This window comes from Edaphobacillus lindanitolerans (genome assembly GCF_900156305.1).
Classification (GTDB): Bacteria; Bacillota; Bacilli; order Bacillales_A; family Planococcaceae; genus Bhargavaea; species Bhargavaea lindanitolerans.
The window spans coordinates 58,268-69,636 of record NZ_FTPL01000001.1 but is presented as its reverse complement, the minus strand read 5'-3'; the positions used below and the strand labels follow the sequence as shown (position 1 = coordinate 69,636).

Annotated in this window: 9 protein-coding genes; 7 read left to right on the top strand and 2 right to left on the bottom strand. The window is 58.5% G+C overall.

The genetic code is table 11. The features are described from left to right. Window positions 1–128: 128 nt before the first annotated feature. The 7 genes from dinG to nth all read left to right on the top strand — a co-directional run bounded on the left by dinG (window position 129) and on the right by nth (window position 7,702). Entirely contained in the window at window positions 129–2,909 is a 2,781-nt protein-coding gene (gene dinG / locus B0B07_RS00280; RefSeq protein WP_234982221.1) for an ATP-dependent DNA helicase DinG, read from the top strand. 22 nt (window positions 2,910–2,931) lie between these two features. Beyond that, complete coding sequence (locus B0B07_RS00275) at window positions 2,932–3,102, top strand: YpmA family protein (RefSeq protein WP_076757434.1); 171 nt, start codon at window positions 2,932–2,934, stop codon at window positions 3,100–3,102. A gap of 4 nt (window positions 3,103–3,106) precedes the next feature. Next, complete coding sequence (locus tag B0B07_RS00270; protein WP_076756384.1) at window positions 3,107–3,592, top strand: cell wall elongation regulator TseB-like domain-containing protein; 486 nt, start codon at window positions 3,107–3,109, stop codon at window positions 3,590–3,592. A 12-nt stretch (window positions 3,593–3,604) separates the two neighbouring features. Continuing rightward, on the top strand, window positions 3,605–4,798 hold the full coding sequence (locus B0B07_RS00265) for a pyridoxal phosphate-dependent aminotransferase (RefSeq protein ID WP_076756383.1): 1,194 nt from the start codon (window positions 3,605–3,607) through the stop codon (window positions 4,796–4,798). 26 nt (window positions 4,799–4,824) lie between these two features. After that, entirely contained in the window at window positions 4,825–6,120 is a 1,296-nt protein-coding gene (gene asnS / locus B0B07_RS00260) for an asparagine--tRNA ligase (protein WP_076756382.1), read from the top strand. A 23-nt stretch (window positions 6,121–6,143) separates the two neighbouring features. Continuing rightward, window positions 6,144–6,863, top strand: a complete 720-nt coding sequence (locus B0B07_RS00255; RefSeq protein WP_084186569.1) for a DnaD domain-containing protein — start codon at window positions 6,144–6,146, stop codon at window positions 6,861–6,863. A 164-nt stretch (window positions 6,864–7,027) separates the two neighbouring features. Next, window positions 7,028–7,702, top strand: coding sequence for an endonuclease III (gene nth / locus B0B07_RS00250; RefSeq protein WP_076756381.1), 675 nt, complete (start codon window positions 7,028–7,030; stop codon window positions 7,700–7,702). A gap of 145 nt (window positions 7,703–7,847) precedes the next feature. Here the strand turns inward: nth and B0B07_RS00245 are convergent, their stop codons facing one another. Next, window positions 7,848–10,631 carry a penicillin-binding protein 1A gene (locus B0B07_RS00245; RefSeq protein ID WP_076756380.1) on the bottom strand — a complete coding sequence of 928 codons (2,784 nt, stop codon included), beginning with the start codon at window positions 10,629–10,631 and terminating at the stop codon, window positions 7,848–7,850. Between the two features lie 24 nt (window positions 10,632–10,655). Next, window positions 10,656–11,261, bottom strand: a complete 606-nt coding sequence (gene recU, locus B0B07_RS00240) for a Holliday junction resolvase RecU (protein WP_076756379.1) — start codon at window positions 11,259–11,261, stop codon at window positions 10,656–10,658. Window positions 11,262–11,369 lie beyond the last annotated feature (108 nt).

The window sequence follows — 11,369 nt, the reverse complement described above, 5'->3', positions numbered from 1 at the left end:
GGATGGCCTGCCCGCAATCGCACTTCCCGGCTGCGGTGATGCACAGTGGACTTTTTGGAGCCTCCTGACCGGGGCGGTGAGGTTGTCGTTGTGGTACAATTTCGGTAAGACATGACGGACAGTGAGTGATGGACATGCTAGGGAAGAAATACGCCGTCGTCGACCTGGAGTCGACCGGCAATTCACCGAAAAACGGCGACAGAATCATTGAAATCGGAATCGTGATCGTGGAGGACCACGTCATCACCCAGACTTATTCCACCTTCCTCAACCCGGAAAAACGGATTCCTGCGTTCATCTGCAGCCTGACGGGCATTTCCGACAGCGACGTGAAAGGGGCGCCCAAATTCGAGGAGCGGGCGGCGGAAATCCGGCAGCTGCTGGACGGCTGCGTGTTTGTCGCGCACAATGTTTCGTTCGACCTGCCTTTCCTACAGCAGGAATTCCGCCGGTCGGGACAGCCGGAGTGGGCCGGGCAGTCGATCGACACGGTCGAACTGGCGAAGATCATCCGGCCGTCTGCCGCCAGCTACAAGCTGCAGGACATCGCCGCCGACTTCGGGATCGTGCTCGACAATGCGCACCGGGCAGTCGAGGACGCGACGGCGACCGCACATTTGCTCATTCATCTGTTCAGGCGGCTTGACGGGCTGCCGGAGGAGACGCTGTCCGCTCTTCATAAGCGCTCGTTCCGGATGAAGACCGACCTCAGCCCGGTATTCTTTGATGCGCTGAGGAAAAGACGTTCCGCGACCGGGGACTCGGGGTATACGGTCTGGCGGGGAATGGCGATGAAGTCCCCGGCCCCCGTTGCCTCCGTACGGTCACAGGCTGCATATCCGGCTACGGATACGGAAAAGAGGGAACTGCTCAAGACGGTGTTCCCTCATTTCGAAGAGCGCCCGGCCCAGATGGCAATGATGGATGCGGTGCATGAAACGCTGGCCGGAAAGGGAGAAGCGGCGATCGAGGCAGCGACCGGGATCGGTAAGACATTCGCCTATCTGCTGCCCGCCACGGTCTGTGCGGTGACGGACGGACGTCCCGCCGTCATCAGCACCTATACGAACCATCTCACCGAACAGATCATCGGCAGGGAAGCGGAAAAAGTATCCGAAGCGCTCGGGACGCCTGTGAATGCCGTCCTGCTGAAGGGAATGAACCATTACATCGACCTTGAGCGGTTCGCCGGCATCCTGGAGGCGGAAGATGAATCGTATGATGAGACGCTCGCGGTGCTCCAGGTGCTCGTCTGGCTGTCCGAAACGGAAACCGGCGACCTGGAAGAACTGAATGTTTCGGGCGGCGGCAGCCTGTTCATCGACAAAATACGAAAGTACCGTTCTGTGACGGAGCGGCAGGACACCGAAAAAGTGGACTTCTTTCTCCGGTCGGTCCGGGCCGCGGAAAAAGCGACCGTCATCGTGACGAATCATGCGATGCTCCTCGCGGACGCCGACCGGTTCGAGCCGCTGCTCGGGAACATTTCCGGCCTGGTGATCGACGAAGCGCATCAGTTCATGCCCGCCGCCACGGCACGTGCGGAAATCATCTTTTCTTATACGGAATGGAAATATACGATCGGACAGATCGGGCGGCCCGGCGACGGCCTGCTCCATGACCGGTTCGCGTATGCCTCCGACGGGGCCGGATCGCCCGGTGCCCGGGAAGTTGCAAGGATGGGCCGTGCATACGAAGAGATGATGGACTCTTTCGACCGTGCTTTTGGGGCAATCCAGGCATATATTCAGTCGGTCGATGAAAAGACACATGAGCAGAAGAAGGTATTCACGCTGACGGACATGACGGCGCTTCTGCCGGTCTGCACGGAAGCGGGGGAGAGCCTGTACCACTGGCTTGACCTTGCCGGAGACTGCACGCGGCTGTTTGGGAACTCGCCCGACTCGGCCAGGCAGGAGAACGCCCGGTTCCTCGCGGAATGGAAGCACTGGCTGCGGGAGATCACGCTCCATGCCGCCGGCTGGATGGAACTGTTCGGCGTCTGGGACAGCGGGGGTGCCGCATGGGCAGAGGCGGACATGAGAAGCCTTCCGGGCAGCCTCAAAATCGTCCGGCAGCCGGCGGACGTTTCGGGGATCATCCGGCAATCGACGGACCGGTTCCGCGGCACCGGCATCGTCTGGACATCGGGAACGATGACGCTACCCGGAAAAGAACGGTTCATCGCCGATTCGCTCGGTCTGGGGGCAGAAGTCCCGGTGAAGAAATTCGAGGCGCCTCCCGGCTTCTACGAGGGCGCGAAGCTTTACGTCGTCAATGACATGCCCGACATCCTGAGCGTCCCGCAGCTCGACTATATCGAGGCGGTGGCGGATGCCGTCGTGCAGACGGTCATTGCGACGGGCGGCCGCTGTTTTGTCTTGTTCACGTCACACGATATGCTCCGGAAAACCTATGAACTCATCTCCGACAGCGAGCTGCTCGCCGAATATATGCTGATCGCGCAGGGAATCACTCCGGGAAGCCGGATGCGGCTTCTAAAATCGTTCCAGCGCTTCAGCAATTCGGTGCTGTTCGGGACGGACAGCTTCTGGGAAGGCGTCGACGCACCGGGAGATGCCTTGGCGGCGGTCATCGTCGTCCGCCTGCCATTCTCTTCACCCGACAATCCCGTCTTCCGGGCACGCGCGGCCGTCATGGCGGCGGAAGGGAAGAACCCGTTCTCCGAGTTGTCGCTTCCGGCCGCGCTGTTGAAGTTCCGCCAGGGATTCGGCCGGCTGATCCGCTCCTCTTCGGACCGGGGCGCGTATATCGTGCTTGACCGGCGGATTGAGAAAAAATCCTACGGGAAAGAGTTCCTGAGGGCCCTCCCGGCCGTCCCGATGGAAAAAGTGGCCCTGGCCGATATGGTACTGGAGTTGGAAAGTTGGTATAATGGCGGAGTATGATCAGCAGAAAGCGGGTCGAATCATGGACAGCAAAATAGAAATCTTGACCACTGTGAAACTGGCGTACCAGCCGGATCTGTACAAAGTCGTCGATGCGCTCAACCGGACGCTGAAACATGACGACCTGATGTTCGGTCTGGCTCTTGATCCGGAAGATCAAGACACCGCCGTATTCACGATTTATAGGACGTGAATCAATGAAAAACTGGATCCGATTCATCGTGATCTTCCTCCTCGCGTTCACCACGCTGATCGGCGTCATCATCTTTTACCAGGCGGGCAAGCCGATCGACAGGGCGGAAAAGGCCGCGGGGGAACGGGCCGTTTCCGAAGGGCAGCTTTCCGAAGTGTCCAAGACCTATCCGATGAATGCGGAAACGCCGTCGATCACCGTTCTCGGCAAAGACAAGGACGGCCGGGCGAAGGCCGTATTCGTTCCCGACGGCAAGAAAGCGGACGGGGATCTTGCCTCCGTCCGGCTGGCGGACGGCATCTCGGCGAAGGATGCACTGGCGCTCGCAAGGAAAGAGATGGACGTGAAGAAAGTCCTGCACATCCAACTCGGTCCGGCAGAGCCCGGTCCGGTCTGGGAAGTTGCCTTCACAGGCCAGGAAGATGAATTGAATTATGTATACATCCTGTTCAAGGATGGCGCCGTCTGGAAGAAAATCATGAATTTATAGGAGGACACCGGCATGAACCGCAAACTCGCAACACGCACCGAAAGTCTCACTCCGTCCACCACGCTCGCAATCACCGCAAAGGCGAAGGCGATGAAAAAGGACGGCATCGATGTTATCGGCCTTGGAGCGGGCGAGCCGGATTTCAACACTCCGGAAAATATCATCGAAGCTGCGTATAAGTCGATGGAGGAAGGGAAGACAAAGTATACCCCTTCCGGCGGCCTGCCGGAACTCAAGCAGGCGATCATCAACAAAATGCAGCGGGACCACGGACTTACATACAGCCCGTCCGAAGTGATCGTCGGTGTCGGGGCAAAGCATGTGCTGTATACGCTGTTCCAGGTCATCCTGGATCCGGGCGACGAGGTCGTCATCCCGATTCCGTACTGGGTGAGCTACCCGGAACAGGTGAAGCTCGCGGGCGGCAAGCCGGTCTTCATCGAAGGGACCGTCGATACGGACTTCAAAGTGTCGGCACAGCAGCTCAGATCGGCGATCACCGACAGGACGAAGGCATTCATCCTGAATTCACCGAGCAACCCGTCGGGCATGATTTATACGGAGGAAGAGCTCAAGGAACTCGCTTCGGTCTGCAAGGAAGCGGACATCTGGATCATCTCCGACGAAATCTACGAGAAGCTGCTCTACGGCGGCGCAACGCACACATCGGTCGCGCAGCTTTCCGGGGATGCGAAGGAACGCACGATCGTCATCAACGGCGTCTCGAAATCCCATTCGATGACGGGATGGCGGATCGGCTATGCATGCGGCGATGAACGGGTCATCAAGCCGATGACGGATCTCGCGAGCCATTCGACCTCCAATCCGGCGACGCCGTCGCAGTATGCCGCAATCGAGGCATACGAAGGACCGCAGGATGCAGTCGAGATGATGAGAAAAGACTTCGGGGAGCGGCTTGAAGCCGTTTATCCGCTGCTCGCGGAAGTACCGGGCTTCCGGCTCCTGAAGCCGCAAGGCGCATTCTACCTGCTGCCTGATGTCACGGAAGCCGTCCGGAAAACCGGATTCGGCAACACGGACGAATTTGCCAAGGCACTGCTGGAGGAAGCGAACGTCGCCGTCATCCCGGGATCCGGCTTTGGCGCACCGGACACGATCCGGCTCAGCTACGCGACAGAGCTCGGTCTATTCAAGGAAGCGGTCCGGCGCATCCGGGAATTCGTCGAGAAGCGCTGGCAGGATTGATTTCAAGACACACGGAGGTTTTTGGAATGGATAAAATAACAATCAGTGAAATGCCGAAACACGTCGGCGAGACGGTGCGCATCGGTGCATGGCTTGCAAACAAGCGCTCCAGCGGGAAGATTGCCTTCCTACAGCTGCGCGACGGGACGGGCTTTGTCCAGGGCGTCGTCGTCAAGGCCGATGTGCCGGAAGACGTTTTTGCAGCGGCGAAGGCGATCCATCAGGAAACATCGATGTACGTCACGGGCAAGGTCGTCGAAGACGAACGGTCCGCATTCGGCTATGAACTCCAGGTATCCGGCATCGAAGTGATCGGCGAGTCCGACAACTATCCGATCACGCCAAAGGAGCACGGGACCGAGTTCCTCATGGACAACCGCCATTTCTGGCTCCGCTCGAAAAAGCAGCACGCCATCATGAAGATCCGGAACGAGATCATCCGTGCGACCTATGAATTCTTCAACGGACGCGGATTCACGAAGATCGATCCGCCGATCCTGACCGGCTCGGCGCCGGAAGGGACATCCGAACTGTTCCACACGAAGTATTTCGACGAGGACGCCTATCTGTCCCAGTCCGGCCAGCTCTACATGGAAGCCGCGGCCATGGCACTCGGTAAAGTATTCTCGTTCGGCCCGACATTCCGGGCGGAAAAGTCGAAAACCCGCCGCCACCTCATCGAGTTCTGGATGATCGAACCGGAGATGGCGTTCACCGAGCATGATGAATCGCTCGAAGTCCAGGAACAGTATGTCGAGCATGTCGTCCAATCCGTGCTGAAGAACTGCCGGCTTGAACTCGGCGTCCTCGGCCGCGACACGGCAAAACTCGAACAGGTGAAGACCCCGTTCCCGCGCATTTCCTATGATGATGCGATCGAATTCCTCCACAAGGAAGGGTTTGATGACATTCAATGGGGGGATGACTTCGGCGCCCCTCATGAAACGGCAATCGCGGAGCACTATGACAAACCGGTGTTCATCGTGAACTACCCGACGGCGATCAAGCCGTTCTATATGCAGCCGCATCCCGACCGTGACGATGTCGTCCTTTGTGCCGACCTGATCGCGCCGGAAGGCTACGGGGAGATCATCGGCGGTTCCGAACGGATCCATAACTATGATCTGATGAAGCAGCGCATCGAGGAGCACAATCTCGATCCGGAAGCATACGCCTGGTATCTCGAACTGTCGAAACAGGGCGCCGTGCCGCATTCCGGATTCGGCCTCGGCCTTGAGCGGACGGTTGCCTGGATCAGCGGTGCAGAGCACGTCCGGGAATCCATTCCGTTCCCTCGTCTCCTGAACAGGCTGTACCCATGATGAAGGCGAAGGAGGTTGATTCGGTGAACAGTCAGGATCGGCTCCGGATTTGGATGGAGCGGGGAAATGTCCACATTTCCCAGCTCTTTTTTCGCTCCTATAAACAGCTTGGCATCCGGGACACGGATGCGATGCTCGTTCTCCAGCTGATGTCGTTTGCCGAGGACGGCAGCGGGCTTCCCGGGCCTTCGGATATCGCGGGCCGCATGTGCATCCCGGAAGAGGAGATCGGCTCGGGCCTTCAGCGGCTCATGCAGGCCGGCTTCCTGTCGATTGAACGGACGATGGATGAAGACGGACGGCTGAGCGAGGCCTATTCGCTTCATCCGCTCTGGAACCGGCTCATCGACCAGGAGATTCTTCTGTGCGACGGACAGGCCCAGGCTGACCGACAGGCGGAAGAAGGGGAGATTTTCGCCATCTTCGAGCAGGAGTTCGGACGGCTGCTGTCCCCGATGGAATGCGAGACGATCTCCATGTGGTTTGATGTGGACGGGCATTCGCCCGATCTCATCAAAGCGGCCCTGCGCGAGGCGGTCATCGCACGCAAAGTGAGCCTCCGCTACGTCGACCGGATCTTGTTCGAATGGAAAAAGAAGAACGTGCGGACCGTGTCCGATGCGGAAGAGGAAGCGCGCCGGTTCCGTGTCGGTTCCGGAGCGCCCCGTCCGGCACATCAGCACCAGGCGGAAGAATCCGCCCCGAAAGTCCCGTTCTACAATTGGCTTGAAGACCGCAATTGAACTTATTCTTTTTAACGGACTCTGCATCCGGGCCTGCCGGCCGCACATAAGGGGAGGCGCAGCAGCGTCCCTCCCCGTCCGGCATTTGGCCACTGTCCAAATTATAATGAAACGGCCGGACCGCCCATTTATCGCGGTCCGGCCGTTTTGGAAAGGAATTTGATATGCTCACGAAAACCCAGTGGGAATTCTGTCTGCAAGAGATCGGTGAAATGTTCCCGGACGCCCATTGCGAGCTGGTCCATGACAATCCGTTCGAACTGCTCGTCGCCACGCTCCTGTCTGCGCAGTGCACCGATGTCCTTGTGAATAAAGTGACGAAGGATCTGTTCCGGAAATATAAGAGGCCGGAAGACTATCTGGCCGTTCCGCTTGAGGAACTGCAGAATGACATCCGGTCGATCGGCCTGTTCCGGAACAAAGCAAAAAACATCCAGGCGATGAGCCGGCTGCTCATCGAACAGTTCGGCGGGGAAGTGCCGGCTGACCGGGACATGCTGACGACGCTGCCGGGGGTCGGCCGGAAGACGGCGAACGTCGTCGTCTCCGTTGCCTACGATGTGCCGGCACTTGCCGTCGACACCCATGTGGAGCGTGTGGCCAAGCGACTCGGCATGAACCGCTGGAAAGACACGCCGCTCCAAGTCGAAGAGAAAATCATGCGCTGGACACCGAAAGAAGAGTGGTCCAAGACCCATCACCGGCTCATCTTCTTCGGCCGGTATCACTGCAAGGCGCAGAATCCGCAATGTGAGATCTGCCCACTTCTCTCCCTCTGCCGGGAAGGCCGCAAGCGGATGGGCATCCGCAAAGGGGATACGCTCGAAGTCGGGGAGTGAGGAACATGATGGATTCCGGGGCTGACCGGAATGATCGGATCCCGCCATCGTCCGATCATCAATGCGAAACGAAAAGAACATGAAAAAGCCGGCAGGCCGGGGGTGATCCCGTGCCTGCCGGCTTTATGTTTGCAGTCAATCCATGTCAGTCTCCGGAGTCTTGTCCGCCGGTGCCGCCCGTACCGCCCGGATCAGCGGTGCCGCCCGTTCCGCCGTCCGGATTGCCGCCTTGATCACCGTCCGGGTTTCCGTTGCCGTTACCACTGCCCGGGTTGCCGCCTTGTCCGCCGCCGCCCTGGCCGGAACCAGGATTGCCGCCGCCGGAGTTATTTCCTCCGCCCCCCTGATTGTTCCCGGGAGGGACGCCCTGGTTGTTGCCGTTGCCGTTGTTATTGCCATTCTGGTTTCCGTTTTGCTGATCTTCGTTGCCGTTCTGGTCTTCCTCATCCGGATTTTCCTGGCCGCCGTTACCGTTTTCGTTCTCATCCGGCTCCACTTCTTCCGGTTCTTCCTCGTCAGGTTCGGCCTGTTCACCGACCTGGAGAGAGACGGTGGCCGGCTCACTTGTCTCGCCGTCGAGCACCGCCACCACCGAGAACGTGTAGGTTCGGCCCGGTTCAATGCCCGTCGCAGATGCGTTCTTCTCGGACGTCGTCGTCAGTGTATTGGCGCTGCCGCCGTCGACACTGTAGGATACCGTGAACTGAACCTTGCCGTCCGCATCATCCGGTGCTTTGTGCTTCCAGTTCAGATTGACGAGGTTCTGTCCGGCATCATAGTCGGCTTTGAGCCCGGTCGGAGCAGCAAGGCCGGTTTCTTCCTTCTCTTCTTTTTCCGGCTTCGCCGCTTTCTTCGGTTCATGGCCGCGGACGAACAGTTCGGTGCTCTTCTTGCTTGAAGGCGTGCCCGATCCCGCAAGCCGGAGGGGATCCGAGCCGACGACGATGGTTCCTTCTACGACAGATTTCGGTTTCTTGAACGTCGTATTGTCGGTGCGCTGCGCTAGGTCGATCATGATATCGGAGAAGGCCCGCTGTGGATAAGACCGTTCATCCCATGTGCCGATCGGGTCCTTGTAGCTCTTTTTGCCGGCCCAGACCGCTATCGAATATTCAGGCGTGTAGCCGACGAACCAGCTGGATGGAACGGCGAATCCGTCCCTGCCCATCGGTACTTCCTGGAGTGTTTTGCTGTCGTAGTTGGTCGTGCCTGTTTTGCCGGCGACATCGAGGCCGCCGCTCCGGACATAGGTATAGCCGCTGCCCTGAGGGTTCTTTACGACATCACGGAGCATGTCCGTGATCATATATGCCGTCGAGTCCTTCATCGCGCTGACCGGCTTCGGCTTCAGGCTGCGCTCGGTCTTGCCGTCGCGGAGGACGACTTTATCGATCGTGTACGGCTTCGTATACATCCCGCCGTTGCCGAAGGATGCATAGGCGCCGGCGAGCTCGAGCGGCGAGGAGGCCACGCCGCCCCCGATGGCACTCGACGAATTCGGCTTGTCGGCCTCAATGCCGAGATTGCCCGCAAATTCTGATGCCCGGCCCGCACCGACTTCTTCGAATGTCGAGATGGCGGGGACGTTCTGGGACATGTAGAGCGCCTTGCGCATCGTCATCTTGCCGAGGTATTTCCCGTTGGCGTTCCGGATCACCTGGTCGCTTCCCTTGTATGTGCGTCGCTTGTCATCGACGGTCTGTCCGGTCGACCAGTTCAAATACTCGATGGCAGGACCGTAGTCGAGGATCGGTTTGACCGTGGATCCGAGGTCCTGTCTTTTCTTCGCATAGTTGTTGCCCGTCGGAACAAATTCCGGCCCGCCGCCGACGGCCCGGACCGCGCCGGTTTTCGTATCGACAACCGCCACGCCCGTGAGCAGGTTTTCGGAAGGCATGTTATCCAAAGCGATTGTCTGCTCGACTTTCTCCTGTGCCGCAGGATCGAGGGTCGTATAGATCTTGAGGCCGTCGGAGATGGACAGATCATGATCTTCCAGCTCGGCGGAGATCAGGTCCACGAAGGCCGCATACTGACCGGTATTATGCTGTTTCCGCTGTTCGGGCGGGACGAGGCCTTCCGTAATCGGGACGGATTTGGCTTCGTCGGCCTGCGCCTGGGTGATTTTGCCGTGCTGGACCATCAGGCCGAGCACGATGTTGCGCCGCTTCTCGGCCCGCTCGGGATGATTGTACGGATTATAGCGGTTCGGGCTCTGCGGCATGCCGGCGAGAAGCGCCATTTCGTTCAGCGAGAGATCCGCCGGCTCTTTGCCGTAGAAGGAATCCGCGGCCGTTCCCATCCCGTAGATGTTGCCCGACATGAGGACTTTATTGAAATACATCTCAAAGATTTCTTCTTTGCTGTACTTCCGCTCAAGCTGGAAGGCAAGCCAGGCTTCCTGGGCTTTCCGTTTGAGCGTCTTCTCGTTTTGTAAAAATGAGTTCTTGATGACCTGCTGGGTGATGGTGCTGGCCCCCTGCGAGCCGAAACCGTCGCGGAAGTTCGCAAGGACCGCACCGCCGAGGCGCCAGAAGTCGATGCCGTGGTGCTTGAAGAACCGGACGTCCTCCGTCGCGAGGATCGCCTCTCTCATCTCGTCCGGAATATCTTCATACTCGACGTATTCCCGGTTCTGTGCGCCGAGCGTCATGAACGGTTCATCCGAGCCCATCGCATACAGCTCCGAAGACAGCGGATCTTTGAGCGACTCCTCGTCAAGTTTCGGGGCGGATGCCGCATAATAGGTGAACAGCGCCGCGCCCGCGACGAAAAAGATGACGCCAAGCAGGACAATGGCGGAAATGATCCGCCTCAGAAGCGGCTTTTTCTTCTTTCCGCCGGGTTTCCGGCCCTTTTTCGAGCCCGCCTTTTTATCAAGCTCCTGTTGCTTCCTCCGTTCGGTCCGTGATGGAATATGATCACTCATAATATGTCCTCTCTTTCTTCATGCTCAGGAAATGCCGAACCGGGACACGGCTTTCAGATAATCGAGCCGCGGAAGGTAGCCTGCCTTAAATTCGACGGCTTCCTCCTCCAGTTCGGCCAGCGGGATGGATTTCCTCCCGCCGCTTTCCATTCGTTCCCATGCGCGTTCAACCAAGTCGAACGGCACTGCAAAGTAGCGCCCGGACACCGTAAATTTGACGATCAGGAATGCGGTGCCTCCCTGTTCGGTGACGCTCTTCATATGCTCCACCTGGTGCGCATGGATGTTCTTCAGCGGAAATGATGTGGCAATGCCCGTCTCTTTCGCATCAAAATCGATATGACGGCCGTTGTAAATGCCGTTATAGTCTGTTGTCGACGGTGTCTTGAAGTACGCCTCCCGGATCACCGCCGCGCTGCGCGACGGATAATCGACCTTGACGACCTGGACGGGCACCGGTTTTTTGTGGATGACCGCAATCTTGTTTGCCAGGTAGAATGCATTGGACTCATCCAGCTCGTCCTCCAATGTCTTACCCCGGTTGCTGAATGAGTAGTCCTTTTTCGGGACCTTGTTCTTCGGCTGCTCCGGGGGAGAGTATCTTCTCCCTCCCGGATAACGGATTGCCATTTCTATCACCTCGCATCTCAACATCATACCATACTATATAGACGGCCGGCCGCATCGGAGGTTGCCGATCAAGCAAGGAATCCTCCTGCCAAAAACCGGGGTTCCGAG

What these genes read in the sequence shown, in the direction of transcription:
- dinG (WP_234982221.1), top strand. Translation starts at nt 129, where the DNA reads ATGGACATGCTAGGGAAGAAATACGCCGTCGTCGACCTGGAGTCGACC.
- asnS (WP_076756382.1), top strand. Translation starts at nt 4,825, where the DNA reads ATGGATAAAATAACAATCAGTGAAATGCCGAAACACGTCGGCGAGACG.
- B0B07_RS00245 (WP_076756380.1), bottom strand. Translation starts at nt 10,631, where the DNA reads ATGAGTGATCATATTCCATCACGGACCGAACGGAGGAAGCAACAGGAG.
- B0B07_RS00265 (WP_076756383.1), top strand. Translation starts at nt 3,605, where the DNA reads ATGAACCGCAAACTCGCAACACGCACCGAAAGTCTCACTCCGTCCACC.
- nth (WP_076756381.1), top strand. Translation starts at nt 7,028, where the DNA reads ATGCTCACGAAAACCCAGTGGGAATTCTGTCTGCAAGAGATCGGTGAA.
- B0B07_RS00270 (WP_076756384.1), top strand. Translation starts at nt 3,107, where the DNA reads ATGAAAAACTGGATCCGATTCATCGTGATCTTCCTCCTCGCGTTCACC.
- recU (WP_076756379.1), bottom strand. Translation starts at nt 11,261, where the DNA reads ATGGCAATCCGTTATCCGGGAGGGAGAAGATACTCTCCCCCGGAGCAG.
- B0B07_RS00275 (WP_076757434.1), top strand. Translation starts at nt 2,932, where the DNA reads ATGGACAGCAAAATAGAAATCTTGACCACTGTGAAACTGGCGTACCAG.